Origin of the sequence: Syntrophotalea carbinolica DSM 2380 (assembly GCF_000012885.1) — a bacterium.
GTDB classification, from domain to species: Bacteria; Desulfobacterota; Desulfuromonadia; order Desulfuromonadales; family Syntrophotaleaceae; genus Syntrophotalea; species Syntrophotalea carbinolica.
In genome coordinates this window covers 3,578,179-3,602,658 of the sequence record NC_007498.2, presented here as the reverse complement: position 1 = coordinate 3,602,658, position 24,480 = coordinate 3,578,179, and the positions used below count along the sequence as shown (strand labels likewise).

The following is a 24,480-nucleotide window of genomic DNA, read 5'->3' as shown; positions in this document are numbered from 1 at the left end:
GAAGGCCGGTGGTGAAGAACGGCAGGTAGAGTCATGCAGAGGGGAGCAAGCTTAATGCATCATGGACAAAGGTGGGTTGGCACCGGCAGGGTTTGCGGTTGAGGTGCCTGTTTGTGTTGCCGGGGTCGGTGATTTCACCGAATGGGAGAAATTTGCAGGTGTTGCTGCTTCAGGTGTCGGGATGCGAGGCCAGCCGGTAGATGGCCATATCGACACCGCAAGAAGAACAGATGGTCGTATCTTCAAGCAGAGTACGGCAGCATGGACAGGTATCCCCCCAACCGGTGCTTCCGGTTATTTTTCGATCGACGCGGCGGGCCGACGCGAGTTGCTCCATGGGTTCGACGCTGCATAAGGCCCCGGCTCTTCTGAAATGTTCCCAACAGCGCCAGGCGGCTTTGCGGTCGACCCCGGAGCGGACAATGGCGCCTGGGGATAGAAGACGGCCTATTTCATGGTCGGTAAAGCCTGTCGTTCTGGCCAGGTTGGATCGAACCTGGTGCTGACTCAGCGTTGGTGAGAAGCGACCGGTGAAGATCACATTGAAGAGTTTTTCTCTCATGATTGCTCCGAAAAGGGGTGCCCCCGCCGTTGCCCATCGGGACCGGGGTTTGCCGGGACAGGGAACGTGGCGGTCAATAAAGAATAGCATGCCTTAATTTTCTATGTCTAACGCTTTTTGGCAAGGAGGCGAACACGGAGAAAGGTGTTTTCATCGGCGGCATCGATAACGGTTCTCACGATGGCGGACGGCAATCCCTTTCAGGAGTGGAGGAAATCGTCGGAGAGGGTTTCCAGCAGCAGGATATGCAGTTCACGCGGTCCACGGGGGGCGGCGGGCAACATCCGCTTGGTATCGGCGGTGCGGCTGGGCCCGGTGATAAACGCAATGAAATCAGGACTCTGACGGCTGTGCAGACGCCGCAACAGGGGAGTGGCAGCCATATGGTCGGGAAGGATTTTTGTCGGATGCAGCAAGACGAAATGCCGTTCGGGCAAGGTGCAGGTCAGCTGCACGTCCTGCGCGCTGGCCTCCAGCACCAGGGTGCCGGTATCGGCCAGGCCGAAATTGGCGCAGCTGACACCGGCGGCAGCCGTGGCGGTGGTACGGAACAGGTCGCCGCAGACAACCTTGCCGCCCCGGTCTTGCAGGCGTCCGACCAGGGCGAGTCGGCGGGCATCGGCGAAATCGGGCACAAGAATGGTGCCGCCGGCATGCCGGACTAGGTAGTCGGTGGCAGCTGACGTCGAAACGCAGCGCACCACCTCCGCGCCTGCCCGGGCGGCTGTTTGACAGAACCGTTCAAGGAGAGTGGCCGGGATGGACATGGAAATCGATGGCTTGCGGCCCGCTCAGGCACCGCGTCCTGATTTGAAACGTTTTAACCAGGCCTGGAAATCCTTTTCTTCGTGTTCCAGTTCGAAGGCATTGATCAGGCCGCGCCGCAGGGCCACGGCGACGGCGCGGTTGCGAAGATTGAAGGCGTCCCCGTACTTTTCGGTATGAAATTGTTCCTGATCGACACCGAGCTTGGTGTAGAGGGAATTGAGGCGGCTCTGAACGCCGCGCCGCGACAGATAGCGTCGCTGGGCGATGAGATTATCGGTCAGCCCCAGAGAAATATCGAGAAGCGCTTCGAATTCGATGTCGGACAGAGCGGTCTGGCTGTGGCCGGCACGGCCCTGGACTTTGCGCACTTCCGGGTCGATCCAGCACTGTTCTTCAAGCAGTACGGTGCGAATGGCGGACATAATGCGGTCGCGGGGATTGGATTTGAGAATGTATCCGTACACGGTTTCTGGCGGAACGATACGCGACAGAGTTCGCACATACATTTCATCTTTGAACTGGCTCCAGAAAACGATGCGAGCCTCAGGCTTGCGCTGCCACAGATTGCGGGCCAGTTCGATGCCGTTCATTTCCGGCATCTGGATGTCGCTGATCAGAAGCGGCTGCTCCTGCTGCAGGGCCATTTCCAGTGCCGCCATGCCGTTCGGTGCCCGGTCGATCTGGCAGGCTTCCTCCCAGCCTTTGAGCAACTGTTCCAGAAACTCGAAATCCCGCGGATTGTCTTCTGCGATTACGATGTGCACATCCGTCATTCGTGTCAGGCCTCCTGGGTTCCTGCCGGGATTGGCAGGGTCAGTTCAAAGCGGGTACCGCTTGAAAATCGGGAATCGCTCCAGCGTACCTGGGCGCCGATCGTTCGCGCACGCTCGCGAATGTTGTTCAATCCCCGCCCGGCGCGCATCGCCACCTGCTCAAGATTGAACCCGATGCCGTTGTCTTCAATGGACAGCACGACCTGGTCGCCGCATAGGTCGAGGTTCACCTCGTAGCGCGAAGCCCGCGCATGTTTGATGACATTGTGGATGGCTTCCACCGCTATGCGGTAAATAGTCAGTTTCTGCAGCCGTGATAGACCGGAGGCGTCGACCTCGGGAGCAATATAGAGATGGTACTCCGGCATATCACCCTTGCCGAGGTGCCGCTCGAGATGGGACTCGAGGGCCGCCCCCAGGCCAAGAATGTCGAGGGTCTGGGGATGCAGGTTGTCCATCAGTTGGCGCAGGTTGGCAATGGCCCGCAGCAGGTCCTCTTCCAGAATGCAGACTTCGTCCCTGAATTCAGCCTCTGCCGGCAGACTTTGAAGGCCGCGCAGGATGCCCGACAGGTCGCACAGGGTTTGATCGTGGATATCCATGGCAATGCGGCGACGCTCTTCTTCGGCGCCTTCGAGCAGTTTTTCCGTGCCCACCACCCGGATCAGCTGGTCGGTCATGTGGTTGATGGACAGGGCCAGATCGTCGAGCTCGTCCCGTACCGGATTGGGTGCCGGCGGTGGCGCCAGATCGCCGCGAACGATGCGGCCGGCGCTGTCGCTGAGGGTCTGCACCCGTCGCAGAATACCGCGCGCAAAGAACAGCGATAGCAGCACCCCGATGGGAATCGCCGCACCGAGCACGATGACGGACACCAGGGCTGCCCGATCTGTCAATTTGTCGAGATCCTTGCTGTTGGGCGGCGGCGAGTCCTTGCGCATCCGTTTGGTCTGCTCGTTGAGCTTGACGAGTTTGGGGCGCAACTGCTCGAGGCCCGCGGTATAAACCCAGATATTGAATGCGTCTTTATCGGGATACAGGGCTTCGACGGCTCGTGCCAGTTCCTGGGCCTGAGTTTCGGGCAGTGGCATGTATTGTTGCAGGCGTTCCAGACCGCTGAGCAGGTGGGCATAGGCCTGGTCCAGATCGCTGAGCAGGGCTTCCAGGTTTTCGTAACCGGCCTGCCCGTTCTTTACCAGAACCTGGTATTGGCGGACCGAGTCGTCCATGACGCGGGCGGCGATGTTGGCTTCGGTGATACCCATGAGGATCGCCCCGACCCCTTCGGCATGATCGCGTTTGCGGGACAGGTCGATGTAGGTATATTGCAGAAAGCTCAGCAGCAGGGTCATCAGCAACAGAACCGCCGCCGGTGCAATCAATATCTGATGTTTGAGAGTCAGTCGCATGAGGGCAAAGATACCACAAACGTTGAGGCGATGCACTGTGCTTCAGCACAGGCCGATAGTGTATATAAATCCCTCTAAGGTGCGGCGGGCTTTGTTCCCCCGTCAAACGCGGCCCGTGCTTCCCGGCTCAGGGCATGCGGCTCGCGCTGATAGCGCGGGGAATGGTGAAAGACCTGCAGGCGTGCCGCCCGCGCCAGACGGGCCAGACGCCCTGCCTGCCAGGCCGTGAGATGGTTGCGAAGGCGCGCGCGCTGCAGATCCCGATGGGCGAAAGCCGCCTCGATGGACAGCAGGTGGGCATCGGCCGCGATTTCCAGAATGCGTCGGAAATTGCCGAAGACAGGAGAACAATCGGTGACATAGACGATTTTCATGCCCCGTTCCGTGGAAGCGATCTGTTTCAGCAAAGTGCCCAGCGGCGCGGTCTGCAAACCGCCGCGCAATAAAGGTATCCTGACCGGCGTCCGGGGATCGGCTTTCTGCAGGACCAGATCCTTGAAGTGCCCCAGCCAGGGGCCGGGCTTGAAGCCGAAGCGTTCCAGGGCATCCTTGTGAATGGCGATGTGCAGCGGCTCTTCCAGGGCAAAAGCCAGCGATACGATATCGCCGTGGATAAGCGGTGTGGCCCGCACCCGATACCAGGGGGTGGTGTGCAGGACGCCGTCCTCGCAGGGCAGCAGCCGCTCGGCTTGGGGGCGAAAGGCCCGGCCCGCCGGGAAAGACACCTCGCGGATCCCTTCGGGGAGCCACTCGCGTACGGTGAGCGCAAAAGGGTAACCATCGACCAGGTTCCAGGTATAGCCCTGCAGGCGGGCCGCCATCTGATCGGCCAGCCCGGCCGGGCCGTACATCAGCAGGGAAAGGTCCCGCGCCAGAAAGGTGCGCAGCAGCAGATCGAAGCCGACCAGGTGATCGATATGCGCGTGGGACAGAAACAACAGACGGGTTTTGAGCAGTTCGCCGGGGGGCAAGGCATGCAGATCGCCGCAGTCGAACAGCAGCGCTTCGCCCCGGTAAGCGAGGCGTACATGGAGGGCGGGGTCACCGAAAGGGCCGTTGACCAGGCGGGGGAAAAATACCGAACGCATCGGTTGTGCCTCCCTGGGGTCTTTGAGCGGATGAAGCAGCTTGATACAGCCGAACCCTTTTGTTGTGCTGTGCAGATTCCCGGAGGAACCGCCAGCTTCGAAAAGGGTTCGGCCATCGAGGAGTCGGTGGGAAGCAAAACGCTCTTCGCGGCATCTGCCGAAACCGAGAGATTACTTCGATTTTACCGTGGTATAGAGGGTCTGGTCACGGCGTTGAATCAGCACCCGTACGACTTTCCCGCCTTCTATGTCGGTAAGCAGGGTACGTAGCTGAGAGGTCGATACGACGGCTTTGCCGTTAATTTCCAGCAGCACATCGCCAGCGCGGATTTTTTCGCTGGCCGGGCCATCCGGTTCGACGGCGGTGACCAGCACCCCTTGTTCGACGGACAGACGATAACGGCTGGCGACTTCCGGGGTAATGTCGAGGACCGACAGTCCCAGAGCCTTCTCGGCATTTTCTACTTTAGCGGGTTTTGTCGCCTTGGAGGACGACTGTGCCTTATCCTGGGTTCCTATGGTGATATGGACGGTTTTGTCGCGGCCCTCCCGGAACAAGGTCAGCTTGGCTTTTTTCCCGACGGGCAAAGAGGCGACCATTTTGGGTAGATCGCCAAGGGTTTTCAACTCTTTACCGTTGAGTGCAAGGAGGATGTCTCCCCGGAGCAGGCCGGCCTTTTCAGCGGGGGAGTCCTTCTGGACATCGGTAACCAGAGCGCCCCGGGCTTTTTTCAGGCCGAAAGATTCCGCCAGTTCCTGGGTGACTTCCTGCACGGTAACGCCGATCCAGCCACGCACCACATGGCCCGTGTCGCGCAGTTGGGGAATAATGGATTTTGCGGCGTTGACCGGGATGGCGAAACCGATGCCCTGACCGCCGGCCACGATCGCCGTATTGATGCCAATCACCTGGCCGGACTCGTTGAACAGGGGGCCGCCGGAGTTGCCGGGGTTGATGGAGGCGTCGGTCTGGATGAAATCGTCATAAGGCCCCGCGCCGATGACGCGCCCCTTGGCCGATACGATGCCGACGGTGACCGTCTGCTCCAGTCCGAAGGGGTTGCCGATGGCCATGACCCATTCGCCGACCCTGAGTTTTTCGCTATCGCCGAGTTCGGCGACCGGCAACTGTTCCTGGCCGACATCGATTTTTACCAGGGCCAGGTCCAGTTTAGGATCGAGGCCCTGCACCGTTCCGCTGAATTCACGGCCGTCGGCCAGTCGCACCTTGATGACGTCGGCACCGTCCACCACGTGATCGTTGGTCAGGATGTAGCCATCGGCGGAAATGATAAAGCCGGAACCGAGGGAGCGTTCTTTACGCGGCATCGGTTGGCCTCGGAAAAAGCGATCGAAAAAATCCTCGAAGAATTCGTCGTAAGGGGAAGGTTGCCCGGGAAAGACGGGACGCTGGGAGCGTACCGTCTTGGAGGTACTGATGTTGACTACCGACGGTTTGAGATGGACCGCCAGGTCAGCGAAGTCGGGAACCGCCAAAGCCGGGACGGCGATCAGCAGTAACGTCAGGCAACTTAACAGCATACGAGACTTGAGCTTCATGGTTATCCTCCGTAGGGTATTCGGCGACTCCGGCACCGTGCGATGAATCGCGCCAGATTCATGGTCATGCCGGAAAAGGTAATCATTCAGAGGGGGTGTGTCAATGTGCAGAAAGGCATATGCCGGTGCGGATATGTCCCGCCCGGTCGAAATGTCGGTCTCGCCTCAGCCGATCGCTTTGATTGCCACAGGTCTAAGGGGTCGCCGGGGGCGTTTGCGGTCCTTTGCGTGGCAGAAAGACGGTAAAGGTAGTGCCCTTTTCGGGAACCGAGAAAACCTCGACTCGTCCTCCATGAGCCTTGACGAAGGAGTCGACGATGGCCAGTCCCAGGCCGGTACCGCCGTCTTCCCGATTGCGGGCTCGGTCGACCCGGTAAAAACGATCGAAGATATGCGGCAGATGCTCCGCAGGGATGCCGATACCCGTATCGCTGACCTTGACGATGACCTCATCCTGTTCCCCGTCCACGGACAAGGAGATTTCCACCTGGCCGCCATCAGGGGTGTAATTGATGGCATTGGCGATCAGGTTGAGAAATACCTGGCGCAGTCGCATTTTATCCGCCAGGATCCGGATCTCCTCGGTAACATTGGGATGCAGTACCAGTTCGATGGATTTCGGTTGAGCCAGGGAACGGCCCTGTAGATACAGCTCCTGCAACAGGTCGCTGAGGCTCATTTCCTTGATGGTCAGCGGTTTCTGCCCCCCTTCGCTTTTGGCCAGCAGCAGCAGGTCGTCGATGATGCGGCTCATCCGGTCGATTTCTTCCATGCCGGATATGAGCATTTTGCGGAATTCTTCAGGGGTTTTGGCCCAGCGCAGGGCGACTTCGGTTTCGCCCTTGAGGATGGTCAGGGGAGTACGCAGCTCGTGGGAGGCGTCGCCGGAAAACTGCTTGATTTTGCGGAAGGATTCTTCCAGGCGTCCCAGCATGGAGTTGAAGGTGTCGACCAGGCGGGCCAACTCATCGCCGGAGGAGCGAAGCGGCAGGCGCTGCGAGAGATTTTCCACATTGATGCGGCGCATGGCCCGGGTCAGGTTTTCGACCGGCGCCAGGGTACGGCCGGCCAGAAACCAGCCGAGAATGGATACGGCCAGTAAAGCTATGGGGCTGAATATCAGCAACAGCGTGCGCAGTTCCCGTAGCGGTTCCCGAACCATCCCCAAGCCGGTGCCGACCTGCAGAAAAATGACCTCGCCATTCTTGAGTTCCATGGCCATGGTCAGAAACCGCATGGGATAGGGGCCATTCTTGAGCCTGGAGCTCTGTATCACCAGCCCCTTTTCAGCGGCGGCCTCCAGGGTGCGGAGGTCGATGTCCGGGGCGTTTCCGATACTGTTGACTTCGCTGCACAGCGGTTGGCCGGCAGCATCGACCAGGCGATAAAAATTGCCCTGGCGATGGCGGCGCACGAACTTGGAAAATGCGCGGCAGCGATCCGGTCCGGAAAAGCCCTGCAGTAACGCAGGGCTTTCTTCGGTCAGTTTCATCAGGCGGCGGTCGGTTTGCTCCAGCAGGCTGGTGGACAGCTGCTGGTACCAGATGCAGCCGCTTACCGCCAGTACCACGACGATGGTCAGGGTATACCAGGCGGTAAGCCGGAATCGCAGGGAGTGAAAAAACAATCAGCCCTCCTTGAGGACGTACCCCACGCCGCGCACGGTGTGAATAAGCTTTTTGTCGAAATCCCGGTCGACTTTCTTGCGCAGGTAATTGACATACACATCGATGATATTGGTGAAAGAATCGAAGGTGTAGTCCCATACGTGCTCGGCGATCATGGCCCGGGTGAGCACCTGATTGGGATTGCGCATGAAGTATTCGAGCAAAGCGTATTCCTTGGCTGTCAGATCGATCTCCTGATCGGATCGCCAGACCTTGTGCGAAACAGGGTCAAGGCGCAGGTCGGCAAAATAGATCTCCGCACCACGATCCTTGGCGCTGCGCCGCAGCAGGGCTTTGACGCGAGCCAGCAGTTCGCTGAAGGCAAAGGGCTTGGTCAGATAGTCGTCGCTGCCCGAATCGAGGCCGGAGACGATATCTTCAACAGCGTCCTTGGCGGTCAGGCACAATACCGGAGTGGTTACGTCCTTGGTTCGCAATTCCTTGATGACTTCAAGGCCGTCTTTCTTGGGCAGCATGAGGTCCATCAGGATGATATCGTAAGGATTATTTTCAGCCAGGTAGAGCCCCTCTTCACCATCAAAGGCTACATCTACGGTGAAGTCTTCCTCTTCCAGACCCCGTTTGATAAAGCTGGCTACTTTTTTTTCGTCTTCTACCACGAGTACACGCATAGTCGCTTCCTTTCTGCCTGCGGTGGAAACGGTCAGGTCTTTGATTCGCACTGTTTCCGGTAAAGGGTTTAACTGTATCCCCGCCTCGCCCCCCTCTTCGCGGGGCCTGGCCCAGCGTACGGCTCGTTGCCCGGTGAGTTTTTGAGGTTCCGTGGTTGTCGAGACCCTCACCGGGGCTTGATGCCAGCCGGGACTGGCCGGGCAGGACCATGTCCCCCTGTTGGATTCCGCTGCGTGGCTGGCCAACGTACAATAAAATGTGCCCGGATTCACTTCATGAATTTTACATTAAAATGGTAGCAACAAAATACGATCCCGCAAGTATTTCATTGTACCAAATGCACAAGTCTTTATAGTGCACAGTTCCGGGTATGAGCGGCACGCGTTGCTGGATATACAATCTGGGACGAAACTACCATTAAAGGTATAATGCTCATTAAGCGTTGGCGGGATTACACTCTACTAACAAGGTTTTTGTCAAGTATTTTATTGCCTTCCCCCCCAGTCCTTTGGTAAACAGAGCGCATGAATGAATTCTGGTTGCAAATCAATATTATCGTACCGGCCGCCGGTATCGATCTGGTGTGTCATGAAATGACCGAACTGGGTTCTGCCGGCATTACCGTGGAAGAGCGTGCCCTGGATACTTTCGTGGTCCCCGACCCGGATGCCGATATTCCGGAAACCCTCATCCTGAAGGTGTATTTCCCTCCGGAGATCGAACCGGAGCAACTTGCACGGCAGGTTGCCGAGCGCTTGGCCTGGCTTGCGCCCCTGATCCCCGGCCTGGAGGTGGTTACGCCGGAAATCAGCCGGGTACGCGCCGAAGATTGGGCGGAGAACTGGAAGCAGCATTTTGGCATTCAGCGTATCGGTTCGCGTCTGGTCATCCGCCCGACCTGGGAGGCCTTCAGTCCCGATCCTCAGGACGCCGTTCTGACCCTCGATCCCGGCATGGCCTTCGGAACGGGCAGCCATGCCACCACCCGTCTGTGCCTCGAAGCTCTTGCCGAGTTGTATGAAACCCCACCGGGCCCGCAGCGGGTTCTCGATGTGGGTACCGGTTCCGGTATTCTGGCGGTGGCGGCTGCGCTGCTCGGGGCTGGCCAGGTGTTGGGCTGCGATATCGACGAAACGGCGTGCCAGGTAGCGCTGGACAATGCCCGGCAAAACGGTGTGATCGAGCAGATCGCCGTGACCCTGGATCCGCTGGAAACACTGGGGGGGGATTTTGATGTTGTGCTGGCCAATATCCTGGCCGAGGAAAATGCGCGGCTGGCCCCCGAACTGGTGCATCGGCTGGCGCCCGGCGGCGTGTTGATCCTGTCCGGCATTCTGAACGAAAAAGAACAACTGGTTATAGACGCTTTCGCCGGCCGCGGATTGACGGGGCCCGATATTCGCCGGCAGGACGAATGGTCTTGTCTGTGCTATATCAAGGAAGCCTGAATGCACCGCTTTTTTATCGCTCCGGATGTCTTGCGGCACGATCACATCGCTTTGACCGATGAGATTCTGCGGCACATGGCGGTACTGCGCCTTGCCAGGGGAGCGGAAATTCTGTTGCTTGACGGCCTCGGTAATCTCTGTCATTGCCGCATCGATCATCTGGACCGCAAATCCGGTTCGGCCATGGTGCTGAGCCGTTGCACTCAGCAGGAGACGGCTTTTCCCGTGGAGCTTATGCAGGCCCTGCCCAAGGCTGACAAAATGGAGCTGGTGCTGCAAAAGGGCACCGAATTGGGCATTACAGGGTTCACCCCGCTGCAGACCAGTCGCAGCGTTCCAAGACTTAAACCCGAGCGCGAGACACAACGGCATCAACGCTGGCTGCGCATCATTCGTGAAGCGGCGCGTCAATGCCGGCGGCCGCTGTTGCCGTCCCTGGCTGCGATCCGCCCGCTGGATGAGGCCCTTGGCCAATGTCGGAGCGAACTGCGTCTGATGCTGTGGGAAGAAGGCAGCCAACCCCTGGATGCGGTGCTGCCGGAGCGGATTCCGGCCGGAGCAGCCGTCCTGATCGGACCGGAAGGCGGATTTTCCCGGGAAGAAGCCGAGACGGCCAGACAGCACGGGTTTGTCCCGGTCTTGTTCGGTCCGCGTATTTTGCGCAGCGAGACCGCCGGATTCGCTGCTGCAACCATACTGCAATACCGTTATGGCGACCTGGCTGGCAGAGTTTGAAGGTTCCGATGGAGCCCATGTGGAGGAGTTGATATGAAGTGTCCCAAGTGCGGTTTTCAGAGTTTTAACTACCTGGCCACCTGTAAGAAATGTGGTCGGGATCTGTCCCAGATACGTGACAAATTCCGCCTTGGCGACCCTGTCCTGCCTGAAACGATTGACAGCCATCCGGCGGCGGCGCCGCCCATGCCCGAAGACCCGTTTGAAACCCTGTTGCCGGACGAAAAAGACATCTCGACCGCCGCCAATCTGGCCAGCCTGCCGGATGAAGAGACGGACACGGCATTGTCCGAGTACATCGAGGACATAAACACCGTGGATCCGGAGCTTGCGGAAACCCTGGATCCGGATATGGACTGGAGTGCGGAGGGGGTGACTGTCGACTCGTTCGACCTGGGTGACGAGCTGGCCGAACCCGTTCTGTCTGAAGAAGAGTCTTTGCCGAAGCTGGCCGATGATACCATCGAACCTGCCGGATCTGCTGATCCGGAGCCTGAAGCCGTGCCGGTTTACGCAGCGGAGCAGCGGTCCGAGAAAAGCTTTGAGGATATGGCGACGGTCGAAGAGGCCTCCGATTTTTCCACCAACGATTTAGACTTCGAGGATGATGCGGATCTCGATGCCTGGCTGCTCGATGGAGAAGAGCCCTCCTGGCGTCGGGCCGTGCCGGAGCCTCTTTCGGAGGCAGACCTGGCGGACCCCCTCGGGGACGATTTCGGTTCTGCTTCGGTGGGTGGCGATTTTCCCCCGTTCGACGATCTGCAACAGACCGAACTGCCCTTCGAAAACGATATGAAGAAGGCATCGGTAGCCGCTCGGATGCTGGCGTTTGTGCTCGATACGGGGTTGTTGGCCCTGCTCCTTGCCCTGTTTGTCATGGCGGGGGAATATCTGCGGCGCGGGACGGGCGTTTTCGAGTGGCCGCAACCACAGCAATTAGCCGATCAGGTCGGGCCCTATTTCCTGGTGTTTTTCGGATTGTCCTTCGGTTATTTCACCCTGTTTCATTATCTCGGCGGCCAGACGCCGGGCAAAATGGCCGGCAAACTGCTGGTTGTCGATATCAGCGGCGAACCCTTGCAGCTTTCCCAGGCCTTTTTGCGCACCGTCGGCGGGTTGATCTGCTTGTTGCCGGGGGGGCTGGGTTTCTGCAGCATGCTGCTGAACCGCGAAGGGCGAGGATGGAACGACCGTTTGGCAGGCAGTATAGTGGTTGCTGCCGAAGACGGTGTGTTGTTTCAGGGGGACGAGTAAGGACTGGTTGGGATTTTGCGTAAGTCCGGCGGTTATGGCCGGGTGAGCTTGTTGCGCAGAATGAGGATCTCCAAAGCGCAGGCGGTCTTGGCCAACAGATTCTGCAGCTCCGTCACCCGTTCGCTGCCGGTTTGACCGGCCTCTTCCGCGAACAGCATGCCTACCGATCGCCCGGCCAGAATCAATGGCAGCATGATGGCTTTTTCGCAGGAGGCACCCAAGGCGTTAACCAGCTGTTTCAACAACCGCGGTTCGGGTACACGGCCAAGAAACGGGTTTTGCTCCGACAGCACCGCATGCAGCAGGTTGCTGCCTGTCACCGTGATTTTAACATTGTGAAATTCGGGGTGTAACCGATGCCCGACCAGAGCCCGCCAGCCGCGTAATTCTCCATTCTTCAACAGAAACAGTCCCATGCGATCGAATTGTCCGGACAGGTGGTCGATAAGCGTGTCCGCCACGTCATCACGGCAGCGAGCCGCAGCCAGTTTTTCACTCAATTCGGCGAGGGTTATCGCGGTTTTCGGCGGGATCTCGTCGTCGATCACCTCCGCCTCTTCCAACATGGCTTCGTCGATGTCCTCTTCCACGGGCGGGCCGAACATAGCGGCTGCAGGCCGCATCTTTTCCAACAACAACTGCTCCCGATCGGGCAGCTGCCGGTCGTAGCAGCGTTCGATGGCTTGTATCAGCCGGCATTCAGGCGCCACCAGGGGGGCCAGCGGATAACCGATCAGGCTGGCCAGCGCCTGCATGTTTTCCCGGTCGCTCGGGTCGGCCATGGCGACGACCAGTCCCTGCTGTCCCAGTCGTATCGGTAAGGCCCGAAATTTCAGCGCTTGCTCCATGGACAGGAATTCACGCATAACAGGCGGCAGGTTTTGTAGCTGGCGGGGTTCGAAGCAGGGAAGGTCGAGCTGTCTGCTGAGCAGCTGCGCAAGGCGGTCTTCACCCAGGGGGATCAGGATGAGCGTGCTGGTACTGGCGGCGATTCCGGCATGCCTGGCATGTGCCTGCACCTTGGCGGCCATATTTTTGGGAAGCATACCGGTGCGTACCAGCAGCTTCAGCAGGTTGCTTGCCATAAAAATCACCACGACAGGCGGTTAATTACCGGACTGTCATGCCTCCTCCGATACCATGCGCATCCAAGACAGGGAATCCCCGTCAAATCGAATTAACCCATGCGTAAAGCCAGAAAACTCTCCAGGTCGGGGCAGCGCAGGTAAGGATTGTGCTGCCGTTCAAACGCTATGGTGGAATGGGGCTGGGGCCCATAGTCGTGTCCCGGAAAGACCAGGGTCTCTCCGGGAAAAGCGGCCAGCCGCCGTAAACTGGCATACAGGGCCGCCGGATCGCTGCCCGCCATGTCGGCCCGGCCGACCTTGGTCACAAACAGGGTGTCCCCGGTCAACAGTGCGCCAGGCAGGTGCAGGGTGATATCCGCCGGCGTATGACCCGGAGTGTGCACGATTTCTACCGCCGTATCGCCCACCGTAAGCACGTCCCCATCCGCAAGAGACCGATCCAGCTTCGGCAAGGCCAGCGGATGCGCTGCCAGCGCAGCGCCGGTGGCCTCCAGGATCAGGCCGTTGCCGGCCACGTGGTCGCGGTGTCCATGGGTGTTGACCAGCCAGGTCAGTTTGACGTTGTGTGCTTCGATAGCATCGAGCAGTCGCTGGGGTTCCAGCGACGGATCGACGGCCAGGCCCTGACGGCTGACGGGGCAGTACAGCAGGTAGGAGAAGTTTTTCATCTCCCCGGCCGGAATCTGCACAATTTCCAGGTTTCCCACTTTCATGGACAGGACTCCGTGTCGGTCTCCGCGCAGGAGCGCCTGATTTCGCCATCCACAATACAAAAAGCCTCGCCGGTGGCACGTGCAACCCAACGGTCGCCCTCTTCGGGAGGCAGGGGAAATTCCCGGCTGCCAAGATAGACATCCTCGCCGTCAATCATTCCCCACCACTCCAGAGCGCCGGTCTGCCAGATCTTGGTTTTCAAATTATATGCCATGCAAAAGGCTCTCCTTTGTGAATAAATGTGTCATCATCATACGTTAGGCGACAGCTTTGGTCAATCGAGATGGGCCTTGTGGTAAAAGTCGGATTTTTCTATAATTCCGGTTCCGGTTAATTTGATCATAGATAAGAGAGAAAGGCTTTTGCCATGAAATTTGCAAAAATGCACGGAGCCGGCAATGACTACGTTTACGTCAACTGCTTCGAGCAAACCATCGATGACCCCGCAGAAATGGCTCGCAAGGTCAGCAATCGCAACTTCGGTATCGGTTCGGATGGTCTGATTCTGATTCTTCCCTCCGAAGTCGCCGATGTGCGCATGCGCATGTTCAACTCTGATGGCAGCGAATCGGAGATGTGCGGCAACGGTATCCGTTGCGTTGCCAAATACGCTTATGACCACGGCCTGGTGGAAAAGAAAGAAATCACCGCGGAGACCGGCGCAGGTATTCTTACCCTGCAGCTGTTTACCAACGACCGCGATAAGGTCGAGCGGGTGCGGGTCAATATGGGCAAGCCGCGGTTGACGCGTGGTGAAATTCCCATGACCGGCAGTCCCGAAGAGCAGGTCATCAATGCGGAGCTGAAAGTTCTCGACCGCACCTTTCATATCACCTGCGTTTCCATGGGCAATCCCCATTGCATCATTTTTGTGGATAATGTGGATGAATTCCCGGTCGCCAAATACGGCCCGATCATCGAAAACGATCCCATGTTTCCCAATCGCACCAACGTCGAGTTCATCGAAATCGTCTCGACCACGGAAATCAAGCAACGCACCTGGGAACGCGGCGCCGGCGAGACCTTGGCCTGCGGTACCGGTTCCTCGGCGGTCACCGTCGCTTGCGTTCTGAACGAGCGTACCGAGCGCCGTTTGCTCAATCATCTGCTGGGCGGCGATCTGGAGATGGAATGGGCCGAAGATGGCAGCGTCTATATGACCGGCCCGGCGGTGCAGGTTTTCGAGGGGGTTTTCGATCCCCAATGAATTGTCCCATGTGTACACGCTGGCAGGATCAGCCGCAGTTGCGGATCGCCGAGTTCGAGCACTGCTACGCCATGCTCAACGGCGATCAGTTCTTCCCGGGTTATACCCTGCTGTTTACCAAGCGGCATGTGACCGAGCTGTTTCACCTGCAGCCGGCCGTTCGGCAGGCGGTCATGGAAGAGGTCAGCCGCATGGCGGCAGCCCTGGCATCCGTTTATAATCCGGCCAAGATGAATTACGAGCTGCTCGGTAATATGGTGCCCCATATGCACTGGCACCTGGTGCCGCGCCAGACCACCGATCCGCTGTGGCCGCGCCCCATCTGGAGCGAGCCCCACGAAGATTGCCTGCTGTCCGATGATCGGTATGTCCAGGCGATTCGCAGCATCCGCGCCGCGCTTGGGCTGATAGACTAACCACGAGGATACACGAAGCGTTATGGAATGCATCCTGTTCGATCTTGACAATACCCTCTATCCGCCCCGCTGCAATCTGTTCGGGCTCATCGACAAGCGGATCAACAGCTACATGCACGAGGTGGTGGGTATCCCCCTGGACGAGGTCGATACTTTACGCCGCCGGTACTGGCAGGATTACGGCGTCACCATGCAGGGTCTCATGCGCCATCACCATGTCGACCCCGAGGACTATCTGCACTATGTGCACGACGTGGATGTCGCCAGCCGTTTGCAGGCCGAACCCGAACTGCGACAGGCGCTGGTTTCCCTGGCGCAGCCCAAGGTGATTTTTACCAACAGCAGTCGCGCGCATACCGACCGGGTGCTCGGCGCTCTGGGGATCGCCGATCTGTTCGACCAGGTATTCGATATCCGGGTGGCCGATTATATGCCAAAACCCTATGTCCAGCCGTATCACAGAGTGCTTGAGCATCTTGGCTTGACCGGCAGCCAGTGCGTTATGGTGGAAGACAGCGTTGCCAATCTCAAGCCGGCCAAGGCGCTGGGGATGACCACCATTCTGGTAGGCAACGCAGCCGTCGAGCCCTTTGTCGACCGGCAGTTGGCCGAAGTGGTGCAATTGCCCGAGGTGCTGGCGAATTGGGCAGCCATCGGTGGCTGCGCGACGGTGGGAGGAGAGTGAGTATGCTGCTTGGAGCCCATGTATCCATCGCCGGCGGGGTCAGTCGCGCTTTTTCGCGGGCACAGGAGATCGGTGCCACCGCCATGCAGATCTTTACCAAAAATGCCAACCGGTGGCAGGCCAAGCCCTTGCCCGACAAGGAGATAAAGGCCTTCGCCGCGGCCCGGGAAAACTGCAACGTAGCCTCGGTCATCGCCCATGACAGCTATCTTATCAATCTGGCGGCAGCCGACGGCGAAAAACGCCATCGCTCCCTGGCCGCATTTGTCGATGAAATGGAGCGTTGTGCCGCCCTGGGGATCGGTGGCTTGGTCATGCACCCCGGCGCCCATCTCGATGCCGGCGAAGATATCGGTCTGCAGCGCATTGCCGAAGCGTTTCGCAGCATCTTCGCGGCGGCGCCGCCGCAGGTTACGGTACTGCTGGAAAATACCGCCGGTCAGGGCAGCTATCTGGGCTATCGCCTGGAGCACCTGGCCGCCATCATGGAGCGGGTTCCCGAAGGGCGTTTCGGCGTCTGTTTCGACACCTGCCATGCGTTTGCCGCCGGTTACGATCTGAGCTCGGCAAACGGGTATCAAAAAGTGATGGAGGAATGCGAGCATCTTTTCGGTACCGGGCGCATCGCCGCTTTTCACCTTAACGATTCCAAAAAGGAGCAAGGCTCCCGAGTCGACCGGCATGCCCATATCGGCGAGGGGTGCATCGCTTTGGAGGCTTTTGCCGCCTTGATGCAGGATGTCCGGTTCGAGAGCGTTCCCAAGATTCTCGAAACCGCACCCGGGGATCACAACTGCTTTCATCTGAAAGAGTTGGCCCTGTTGCGGCAACTGGCGGAGCAGCGCGCGTGAGGGCGGTGCTGCAACGGGTAACGCAGGCCCATGTCAGCGTCGACGAGGAGATCGTCGGTGCGATCGGCCCGGGGCTGATGGTGCTGCTCGGCGTGGAACAGGGGGACGGGCCTCAGGATGCCGCGCAACTGGCCAAAAAAACTGCCGAATTGCGGGTGTTTGAGGACGCCGAGGGAAAGATGAACCGTTCGGTGGAGGATATCGGCGGGCAATTGCTGGTGGTCTCCCAATTTACCCTCGCGGCCGATTGCCGCAAGGGGCGCCGCCCCGGATTTTCCCGCGCCGCCGCCGCCGACACGGCCAATAGCCTGTATCTGGACTACATCGAACAGCTGCGACAGCGCGGGCTGACGGTGGCCACCGGACGTTTTCAAGCCATGATGCAGGTGCACCTGGTAAACGATGGCCCGGTTACTTTTCTTCTCGACAGCCATAAGGTATTCTGATGGACGATATTGTACAGGAACGGCAGCCCAGCCGCAGTGCCAAGAAACGTGCCGCCAAGGCCGTGGAAGACATGGCCGCGCATCTGGTCGAACTGGGGGACGCGGATTTCCGTCGTTTGCCCCTTACCGGCGAAATTCTGCAGGCTATCGAAGAGACGCGCCGCATCAAAGCCTTTGGCGCCCGTAAGCGGCAACTTAAACATCTGGCCGGCATGTTCCGGCGGGACGAAGACAGCGTGCAGGTTGCGGAAGCGTTTCTTGCGGATATCCAGCATGGCCGGCAACAAGCCGCTGCCGATTTTCATCAACTGGAGGCGTTGCGTGAGCGCCTCTGCGATCCGGAGGGTTTCGATGCCGCGCTGGAAGAGATTCGCCGGAAAATGCCCGCTGCCGATCTCGGCAAGATTCGGCGGCTGGCGGAAAGTGCGCGGCTACATAAGGATAAGCGCGCCTTCCGGGAACTGTTTCGGTTGCTCAAGGCGGCCTATCCGGAACAACTTTGAAGGGGCAATAACGCGCTTTCAGGGCAGGGAAACGCTGACGGAGTGCCGACAAAAGCTTTATGAACAAAAAAAGACCGATGCAGCACATCGGTCTTTTTATTCGGCGGTTGGCCGGCCCGGACTCAGAGGGCCTTTTTGATCAGGGCTTCGAGCTGCCCTTTGGGCACAGCGCCGACGACCTGGTCGACGACCTGGCCGTCTTTGAACAGAATCAGCGTCGGAATGCCGCGCACACCGTAATTGCTGGGAGTTGCGGGGTTTTCATCGACGTTGATCTTGCCGATTTTGACCTGTCCGTCGAACTGTTCGGCCAGTTCGTCGATTGCCGGAGCAATCGCCTTGCAGGGGCCGCACCAGGAGGCCCAGAAGTCAACCAGTACCGGTTCGGAGGATTTCAGGACATCGGCATCGAAACTGTTATCGGAAAGATGTACAATCTTGTCGCTTGCCATCGATATGCTCTCCTTTAAATTAAAAGTTAACGAATCACCCTAAGTAAAGTACCTTGAACTATCCCATCATAGAAGAGCCTAAGAAAAAAGCAAGAGTCTTGTTCTTCGCAGGCTGTCTACAGCTTGTCCTTGACACGCTGCATGGCCCACCCTATCATTCTTCGAAATTCGCAGGCAAGGGCACACGATATGATGCTACAGGATAAAATCAGTAAATCGCTGCGGGAGCACACCGCGGTTCTGGAAGAAACCTTTCTCATGCAGGCCAATGAGCTGGTGACTTTTGCCGGCCAGGTGGCGGAAATCTTCAACCGGGGCGGGCGCCTGATGGTGGTTGGCAGCGGGCCGCTATGTTCCATCGCCAACCTGGTGGCCAATCTGTTCCGCTACCGGCTGAACATCGAGCGGCCGGCTTTGCCGGCGCTGTCCCTGTGTCAGGACCTTGCATTGGCCGCATCTTTGGCCAAGGAGGGGCGTAGTGGCGCTTTTTTCGCCCAGCAACTGCAACTTGTCGCCAGCGAAGGCGATGCGGTGCTGGCCTTGGGGGATGTTTCGCAAAACGAGGCGATTCTGGAAGGTCTGGCCGAAGCGCGCGAGCGCGGCTGTATCACTGCCGCCCTGTTGCCGGAAAAAGAAGAGATTCAAGGCGATGGTCCCCACTTTCTGTTCCGCCTGGCTACCGATTCCATCGGCCGCGCGGCGGAAACCGGCTTGTTTTTCGGTCATCTGCTGTGCGAACTGGTCGAAGGTGAGTTGTTCGGTCTTTGAGGGGCATCGCGCCGAGCTAAACCTTTTCTATTTAAGAGCCGGAGGCCGGCGAGGAATCAGCTATGCCTGAATACCCCATTCTGCTGCGCTTGGCCGGCAAGCGCTGTGTGGTGATCGGCAGCGGCCCCGTTGGCATGCGCAAGGTGCGCGGACTGCTGGCAGCCGATGCACGGGTCTGCCTGATCAGTCCCACGGTGTCGTCTCAGAACTGTCCGGAAGGTGTTGAAACGATCCCCCGCGCCTTCAGGGCCGGTGATCTTGACGGCGCCAGCCTGGTCTTTGCCGCCACCGGCGATAACCGCAGCGATCGTGCCGTGGCCGCCGAAGCCCGGCGTCTCGGCATTCCCGTGTGTCTGGCGGGCTTGCCCGAGGAAGGGGATTTCGGTCTGCCCGCGGTGTTACGTCGGGGCGATCTGAATGTCGCGGTCACCACCGGCGGACGTAGCCCCGCATTGGCCGCGGAGGTGCGCGATCTGCTGGCGGATTTACTGCCGGAATCCTGGGCCGTGGTGGTGAAGATTGCCGCCGCCCTGCGCCGGCACGCTCTGGACGGCGCGGACGATCTCGATTACAGCCGCGATACATTGCGTTGTTTACTGGATGGTGCGTTGCTTGAACTGCTGGCCGCTCGGGATGTGGCAGGGATCGACCGTCTGCTGCAACAGGTTTTCGGACCATCCTGGTGCCTGGCCTCGCTGGGGATCTCCCTGCCGGAAAGGAATTCATGACCATCGATATCCTGCTGTTCCGCACGACTCTGGCGGTTTACGCCCTGGCGACGGGGCTGGCTCTGGCCGATATTCTGTGGCGTCGACCGATCCTCGGCCGCCATGGTCGTATCCTGCTGTGGAGCGGCTTTACTCTGCACAGCCTGAGCCTGGCCAGCCGCTATCTGGCGACGGGGTTTCCGCCTCTGTCGAGTCTGCACGAATCCCTGTCGTTTTTCGCCTGGGCCATTATAGGCACCTTCCTGTTGTTTCACCTGCGCTACCGTCTGGCGGTGCTCGGCGCCTTTGTCTCTCCGCTGGCGCTGGTGCTGATGATTTTCGGCAGCGCCGTTTCCAGCGCAACGGCCGCGCCACCCCCTGCCCTGCAGAGCTGGTGGTTGCCGGTGCACGTGGCTCTGGCGTTTCTCGGCGACGCGGTTTTCGCTCTGGCGGCGGTCGCCGGTTGTCTCTACCTGCTGCAGGAGCGGATGCTCAAAAAAAAGAAGGTATCTTCCCTGTTTTACAGGCTTCCGTCCTTGCAGGTTCTGGATAATCTCAACTATCGCTGTCTGACCATCGGTTTTCCCCTGATGACCCTCGGTATCATTACCGGGGCGATCTGGGCCGACCGCGCCTGGGGCGCATATTGGAGCTGGGATCCCAAGGAGACCTGGGCCCTGATCACCTGGTTTCTGTACGCGGCATTGCTGCATGGCCGGCTGGCCATCGGCTGGCGTGGTCGCAAGGCCGCAGTGCTGGCCATCGTCGGTTTCGCCTTGCTGTTGTTCACCTTCCTGGGGGTCAATCTGCTGCTTTCGGGACTGCACAGCTACGTTTCTCTGGGGACCCTCTGACATTTTCACAAGGAATCCTGGCTTTTCATGAATTTTCTGGTCATAGGTCTCAGCCATAAAACCGCTCCGGTCGAGCTGCGCGAACGTATCAGTTTCAGCTCTGATGATCCGGGCGGCGTATTGCGTGCCATCACCGCGCTGCCGGGGATCAGCGAGGGTATGATCCTGTCGACCTGCAACCGGGTCGAGGTGTATGCGGCCAGCGGGGATCCTGCCGGCGGTTGTGCCTGTCTGCAACGGTTCATGGCCGAGCACCATGGGCTCGATGAGGCGCAACTCAAACCGCACCTCTATATCCACAGCGGGCGGGACGCCATTCGCCACCTGTTCCGGGTGGCGTCGAGTCTCGATTCCATGATCCTTGGCGAACCGCAGATTCTCGGTCAGCTCAAGGAAGCCTACAACCTGGCCGAATCGAGCTGTACCGCCGGGCCGGTTTTAAACCGGCTGTTGCCGCGGGCCTTTGCGGCCGCCAAGCGGGTGCGCAATGAAACCGCCATCGCCCAGCACGCGGTTTCCGTGTCCTATGCGGCGGTGGAACTGGCGCGCAAGATTTTCGGCGACCTGGCAGGTAAGAGCGTCATGATTGTCGGTGCCGGCAAAATGTGCGAACTGGCGGCCCGGCACCTGACCGGGCAGAACATCGGCGAGGTGCTGGTCACCAACCGTACCCTGGCCCGCGCCCAGTCGTTGGCCGAACAGTTCGGCGGACGGGCGATACCGTTTGCGGAATTTCCCCTGTATCTCAACCAGGCGGATATTGTCCTGACTTCCACAGCCGCCGGGGGGCTGTTGCTGACCCGGGCTCAGCTTGAGCAGATCATCCGCCAGCGCAAAAACCGCCCCATGTTTCTCATCGATATCGCCGTGCCGCGCAACATCGATCCCGAAGTCAATCACATCGATAACGTTTATCTCTACGATATCGATGATCTCAACGGCGTCATCGAGACCAATCTGCGCGAGCGGCGCAAGGCGGCCAAAAAGGCCGAGGATATTATCGAGCAGGAAATCGTGCGTTTTTACAGCTGGCTGCGCAGCCTCGAAGCCACTCCCATGATTGTTGCTCTGCGTCGGCAGGTGGAAGATATCCGCCGCACCGAAACGGAAAAGACCCTTGGCAGCCTGCAGCACCTCGATGCTGGCGATCGCCGTGCCGTCGAGGCGCTGACCCGCGCCATTGTCAACAAGGTGTTGCATTCCCCTTTAAGCGTACTCAAACGCGCCGGTGACGACATTACCGGTGAAATCTATCTCGAAGCCGTACGGCGCCTGTTCGATCTGAACCCCGATTCGCAGCAGACTGGCGGGGATTCCGTCGAAAAAGACGCCGATTCCAAACAGGATCTAACTTCATGAGTTCTAGCGCATTGCGTATCGGTACCCGCGCCAGCCGACTGGCCCTCTGGCAGGCCGAGTGGGTGCAGCAGCAACTGGAAACCCTGCATCCGGGCTTGTCCGTCGTCCTGGTGCCGATCACCACCAAAGGCGACAAAATTCTCGATGTGCCGTTGGCCAAGGTCGGTGGTAAGGGGCTTTTCGTCAAGGAGATCGAGGAGGCTCTGTACGACGGCAGCATCGATCTGGCGGTGCATTCCATGAAGGATGTCCCTTCCGTGTTGCCGCCGGGGCTGATTCTGCCCTGCATTCCGCCACGCGAGGATCCGCGCGATGCCCTGGTCACACCGGATGGCCGCAGTTTTGCGCAGCTGCCCCAAGGTGCGCGCATCGGTACTTCGGCCCTGCGGCGCCAGGCCCAGTTGCTGCATCGCCGCCCCGACCTGGACATCGTTTCGCTGCGCGGCAACGTCGAGACCCGGTTGCGGAAGATGGAAGAAGAGGACATGGACGGTATCGTACTGGCCGCCGCCGGTCTCAAGCGCCTGGAACTGGCGGAACGTATCGCCGAGTATCTGTCTGTCGATGTAAGCCTGCCTGCCATCGGTCAGGGGGCGTTGGGACTGGAGTGCCGCGAAGGCGATGACCGCACCCTGGAGCTGATCGCGCCTTTGCATGATGCCGATACCGCCGTAGCGGTGCGCGCCGAACGTGCGTTTCTGCGGCGTTTGAATGGCGGTTGCCAAGTGCCGTTGGCGGCGCATGCCACGGTTGCCGAGCAGACCCTGACTATGGTCGGTCTGGTGGCCGAAGTCGATGGGGGTAGTTTGATCAAGGAAACCCTTGCGGCCCCGGTGGCACAGGCCGAAGCCGTTGGCTGCCAATTGGCGGAGACGCTGCTGGCACGTGGTGCCGATCGTATCCTTGCGGCTCTCGATATCACTCCGACCCCGTTGGTGCCCTGAGCATGAACCGTTGCGAAAACAGCGCCACAGGCATCGTTTATCTGGTCGGAGCCGGTCCCGGCGATCCCGGCTTGCTGACCGTGCGGGGATTGCAGTGCCTGCGCCGTGCCGAAGTCGTGGTCTACGATTACCTGGCCAATCCGCAGCTGCTGCATGAGGCACCGGCCACGGCCGAACGCATCTATGTCGGCAAAACGGCTGGCCACCATCACCTGCCTCAGGAGAAGATCAACGCGCTGCTGGTCGAAAAAGCGCGTCTGGGCAAGGTGGTGGTGCGTCTCAAGGGGGGTGATCCCTGTCTTTTCGGTCGGGGCGGCGAAGAGGCCTGCGAACTGGCCGAAGCGGGTTTGCCTTTCGAGATCGTGCCGGGTGTCACCGCCGGTTTCGGCGCCGCCATCTATGCCGGGATTCCCTTGACCCATCGTGATTACACCACCAGTCTGGGTTTGATCACCGGCCATGAAGATCCGAAAAAGAAGGTGTCGAGTCTCGACTGGTCGAAACTGGCCACCGGGGTCGGTACCCTGCTGTTTTACATGGGCATGGGCAATCTGGCCACCATCACCAAAAAGCTTGTGCAACACGGTCGCGCGCCCGACACTCCGGTGGCCGTGGTACGCTGGGGCACCACCCCGCGGCAGCAGACCTTGGTCGGCACGCTGGCCGATATCACCGAACGCGTGCAGCAGGCCCGCCTGGGCCCGCCGGCCATCATCGTGGTCGGTGAAATCGTGGCACTGCGCAAGCAGTTGCGTTGGTTCGACAACCGGCCGCTGTTCGGGCGGCGCATTCTGGTGACCCGGGCCGCCGGCCAGGCCGGTGTCCTGACCGAGGGCTTGCAGGCCGCCGGGGCCGAGGCCATCTGCTGTCCGACCCTGGAGATCGTGCCGCCTCCCGACTGGCAGGAGCTGGATGCCGCCTTGCAGCAGCTGCCCGGTACCGATGTATTGGTGCTGACCTCCGTTAATGCGGTAAACTATTTCTTCGAACGGTTGTTTGCCCTGGGGCACGACAGTCGCCTTCTTCATGATGTTTGTATCGCCGCGGTGGGCCCCAAAACCGCTGCCGCTCTTCGGCAGTATGGCCTGCGCGCCGATCTGCTGCCCGATGAGCAACGCGCCGAAGGGGTGCTGGAGGTGCTTCTTGACAGGGGCGTGACCGGCAAGCGCATTCTCTACCCCCGTAGCCAACGGGCCCGCGATCTGTTGGTTACGGAACTGTCCGCTGCCGGTGCCGAGGTCTGTGCCCCGGTGGCCTATCATACCCGTGCCGCCGTCGGTGCTGCCGAGCAGCTGCGTGAAGCCCTCGAGCAGGGTGTCGATGCCGTGACCTTTGCCTCGTCCTCGGCGGTGGATCATTGCCTGCAGGCTCTTGGCGATGACGGTCAGCGGCTGCTGGCAGGGGTGACGATCGCCAGCCTCGGCCCTCTGACCAGTGACACCGTCCGCCGACACGGTCTGGAGGTTGCCGTGGAGGCTGCGGTGCCGACGGTGGAGATGCTGATTGAGGCTTTGCAGGGGTATTTTGGCGAGCTGGAGGCATAGATAGCCTTTTTAACTGAATAGCTGCTGCAGACACCGGTTCTGCTG

General features: G+C 59.5%; 27 protein-coding genes. 15 read left to right on the top strand and 12 right to left on the bottom strand.

What is annotated here, in order from left to right; translation table 11 throughout:
* Nucleotides 1-169: 169 nt before the first annotated feature.
* From PCAR_RS16685 to PCAR_RS16650, 8 genes are all read right to left on the bottom strand, one after another.
* Entirely contained in the window at nucleotides 170-562 is a 393-nt protein-coding gene (locus PCAR_RS16685; protein WP_011342883.1) for a hypothetical protein, read from the bottom strand.
* Between the two features lie 200 nt (nucleotides 563-762).
* Complete coding sequence (locus PCAR_RS18190) at nucleotides 763-1,329, bottom strand: LUD domain-containing protein (protein WP_011342882.1); 567 nt, start codon at nucleotides 1,327-1,329, stop codon at nucleotides 763-765.
* A gap of 24 nt (nucleotides 1,330-1,353) precedes the next feature.
* Nucleotides 1,354-2,103, bottom strand: a complete 750-nt coding sequence (locus PCAR_RS16675; RefSeq protein ID WP_011342881.1) for a response regulator transcription factor — start codon at nucleotides 2,101-2,103, stop codon at nucleotides 1,354-1,356.
* A gap of 5 nt (nucleotides 2,104-2,108) precedes the next feature.
* Nucleotides 2,109-3,512 carry a sensor histidine kinase gene (locus PCAR_RS16670; RefSeq protein ID WP_011342880.1) on the bottom strand — a complete coding sequence of 468 codons (1,404 nt, stop codon included), beginning with the start codon at nucleotides 3,510-3,512 and terminating at the stop codon, nucleotides 2,109-2,111.
* A 74-nt stretch (nucleotides 3,513-3,586) separates the two neighbouring features.
* Nucleotides 3,587-4,600, bottom strand: a complete 1,014-nt coding sequence (locus PCAR_RS16665; RefSeq protein WP_011342879.1) for a ribonuclease Z — start codon at nucleotides 4,598-4,600, stop codon at nucleotides 3,587-3,589.
* Between the two features lie 171 nt (nucleotides 4,601-4,771).
* Nucleotides 4,772-6,160: a DegQ family serine endoprotease gene (locus PCAR_RS16660; RefSeq protein ID WP_011342878.1), complete on the bottom strand. Its 1,389-nt coding sequence runs from the start codon at nucleotides 6,158-6,160 to the stop codon at nucleotides 4,772-4,774.
* 193 nt (nucleotides 6,161-6,353) lie between these two features.
* On the bottom strand, nucleotides 6,354-7,787 hold the full coding sequence (locus tag PCAR_RS16655) for a sensor histidine kinase (protein ID WP_011342877.1): 1,434 nt from the start codon (nucleotides 7,785-7,787) through the stop codon (nucleotides 6,354-6,356).
* Complete coding sequence (locus PCAR_RS16650) at nucleotides 7,788-8,459, bottom strand: response regulator (RefSeq protein WP_011342876.1); 672 nt, start codon at nucleotides 8,457-8,459, stop codon at nucleotides 7,788-7,790.
* A 525-nt stretch (nucleotides 8,460-8,984) separates the two neighbouring features.
* Between PCAR_RS16650 and prmA the strand changes: the two genes are divergently transcribed.
* Genes prmA through PCAR_RS18185 form a run of 3 tightly spaced genes read left to right on the top strand, consistent with a single transcriptional unit; the run spans nucleotide 8,985 to nucleotide 11,897 of the window.
* A complete protein-coding gene (prmA, locus tag PCAR_RS16645; RefSeq protein WP_011342875.1) occupies nucleotides 8,985-9,908 on the top strand; it encodes a 50S ribosomal protein L11 methyltransferase in 924 nt (307 codons plus the stop codon).
* Nucleotides 9,909-10,643 carry a 16S rRNA (uracil(1498)-N(3))-methyltransferase gene (locus PCAR_RS16640; RefSeq protein WP_011342874.1) on the top strand — a complete coding sequence of 245 codons (735 nt, stop codon included), beginning with the start codon at nucleotides 9,909-9,911 and terminating at the stop codon, nucleotides 10,641-10,643.
* A 33-nt stretch (nucleotides 10,644-10,676) separates the two neighbouring features.
* Nucleotides 10,677-11,897 carry an RDD family protein gene (locus tag PCAR_RS18185; RefSeq protein WP_011342873.1) on the top strand — a complete coding sequence of 407 codons (1,221 nt, stop codon included), beginning with the start codon at nucleotides 10,677-10,679 and terminating at the stop codon, nucleotides 11,895-11,897.
* 32 nt (nucleotides 11,898-11,929) lie between these two features.
* Here PCAR_RS18185 and PCAR_RS16630 read toward each other — a convergent pair whose 3' ends face one another.
* The 3 genes from PCAR_RS16630 to PCAR_RS16620 form a co-directional block, all read right to left on the bottom strand.
* A complete protein-coding gene (locus PCAR_RS16630; protein WP_011342872.1) occupies nucleotides 11,930-12,982 on the bottom strand; it encodes a GspIIEN domain-containing protein in 1,053 nt (350 codons plus the stop codon).
* Nucleotides 12,983-13,074: 92 nt separating this feature from the next.
* On the bottom strand, nucleotides 13,075-13,698 hold the full coding sequence (locus tag PCAR_RS16625) for a hydroxyacylglutathione hydrolase family protein (protein ID WP_011342871.1): 624 nt from the start codon (nucleotides 13,696-13,698) through the stop codon (nucleotides 13,075-13,077).
* Nucleotides 13,695-13,913: a hypothetical protein gene (locus PCAR_RS16620; protein ID WP_011342870.1), complete on the bottom strand. Its 219-nt coding sequence runs from the start codon at nucleotides 13,911-13,913 to the stop codon at nucleotides 13,695-13,697. The genes PCAR_RS16625 and PCAR_RS16620 overlap by 4 nt, the downstream gene beginning before the upstream one ends.
* Nucleotides 13,914-14,066: 153 nt before the next feature.
* Here PCAR_RS16620 and dapF point away from each other — a divergent pair, with 153 nt between their 5' ends.
* From dapF to yjgA, 6 genes are read left to right on the top strand one after another with little or no spacing between them, the layout of a single operon-like run.
* Complete coding sequence (gene dapF / locus PCAR_RS16615) at nucleotides 14,067-14,906, top strand: diaminopimelate epimerase (RefSeq protein WP_011342869.1); 840 nt, start codon at nucleotides 14,067-14,069, stop codon at nucleotides 14,904-14,906.
* Nucleotides 14,903-15,322: an HIT family protein gene (locus PCAR_RS16610; RefSeq protein WP_011342868.1), complete on the top strand. Its 420-nt coding sequence runs from the start codon at nucleotides 14,903-14,905 to the stop codon at nucleotides 15,320-15,322. Before dapF ends, PCAR_RS16610 begins: the two co-directional genes overlap by 4 nt.
* Nucleotides 15,323-15,344: 22 nt before the next feature.
* Nucleotides 15,345-16,007: a pyrimidine 5'-nucleotidase gene (locus tag PCAR_RS16605; protein ID WP_011342867.1), complete on the top strand. Its 663-nt coding sequence runs from the start codon at nucleotides 15,345-15,347 to the stop codon at nucleotides 16,005-16,007.
* Between the two features lie 2 nt (nucleotides 16,008-16,009).
* Nucleotides 16,010-16,858 carry a deoxyribonuclease IV gene (locus PCAR_RS16600; RefSeq protein ID WP_011342866.1) on the top strand — a complete coding sequence of 283 codons (849 nt, stop codon included), beginning with the start codon at nucleotides 16,010-16,012 and terminating at the stop codon, nucleotides 16,856-16,858.
* Nucleotides 16,855-17,304, top strand: coding sequence for a D-aminoacyl-tRNA deacylase (gene dtd / locus PCAR_RS16595; protein ID WP_011342865.1), 450 nt, complete (start codon nucleotides 16,855-16,857; stop codon nucleotides 17,302-17,304). The genes PCAR_RS16600 and dtd overlap by 4 nt, the downstream gene beginning before the upstream one ends.
* A complete protein-coding gene (yjgA, locus tag PCAR_RS16590; protein WP_011342864.1) occupies nucleotides 17,304-17,807 on the top strand; it encodes a ribosome biogenesis factor YjgA in 504 nt (167 codons plus the stop codon). Before dtd ends, yjgA begins: the two co-directional genes overlap by 1 nt.
* 122 nt (nucleotides 17,808-17,929) lie before the next feature.
* On the opposite strand, the gene trxA is transcribed toward yjgA, so the two are convergent.
* A complete protein-coding gene (gene trxA, locus PCAR_RS16585) occupies nucleotides 17,930-18,259 on the bottom strand; it encodes a thioredoxin TrxA (protein WP_011342863.1) in 330 nt (109 codons plus the stop codon).
* Between the two features lie 189 nt (nucleotides 18,260-18,448).
* On the opposite strand from trxA, the gene PCAR_RS16580 reads away from it, so the two are divergent.
* The 6 genes from PCAR_RS16580 to cobA all read left to right on the top strand — a co-directional run bounded on the left by PCAR_RS16580 (nucleotide 18,449) and on the right by cobA (nucleotide 24,435).
* Nucleotides 18,449-19,027 (top strand): SIS domain-containing protein, encoded by a 579-nt coding sequence (locus tag PCAR_RS16580; RefSeq protein ID WP_011342862.1) that lies wholly within the window; start codon nucleotides 18,449-18,451, stop codon nucleotides 19,025-19,027.
* Nucleotides 19,028-19,089: 62 nt separating this feature from the next.
* A complete protein-coding gene (locus PCAR_RS18180; protein ID WP_011342861.1) occupies nucleotides 19,090-19,755 on the top strand; it encodes a precorrin-2 dehydrogenase/sirohydrochlorin ferrochelatase family protein in 666 nt (221 codons plus the stop codon).
* A complete protein-coding gene (ccsB, locus tag PCAR_RS16570; RefSeq protein ID WP_011342860.1) occupies nucleotides 19,752-20,588 on the top strand; it encodes a c-type cytochrome biogenesis protein CcsB in 837 nt (278 codons plus the stop codon). The genes PCAR_RS18180 and ccsB overlap by 4 nt, the downstream gene beginning before the upstream one ends.
* A gap of 27 nt (nucleotides 20,589-20,615) precedes the next feature.
* Entirely contained in the window at nucleotides 20,616-21,947 is a 1,332-nt protein-coding gene (gene hemA / locus PCAR_RS16565) for a glutamyl-tRNA reductase (RefSeq protein ID WP_011342859.1), read from the top strand.
* Nucleotides 21,944-22,891: a hydroxymethylbilane synthase gene (hemC, locus tag PCAR_RS16560; RefSeq protein WP_011342858.1), complete on the top strand. Its 948-nt coding sequence runs from the start codon at nucleotides 21,944-21,946 to the stop codon at nucleotides 22,889-22,891. Before hemA ends, hemC begins: the two co-directional genes overlap by 4 nt.
* 2 nt (nucleotides 22,892-22,893) lie before the next feature.
* Nucleotides 22,894-24,435, top strand: a complete 1,542-nt coding sequence (gene cobA, locus PCAR_RS16555) for a uroporphyrinogen-III C-methyltransferase (protein WP_011342857.1) — start codon at nucleotides 22,894-22,896, stop codon at nucleotides 24,433-24,435.
* Nucleotides 24,436-24,480 lie beyond the last annotated feature (45 nt).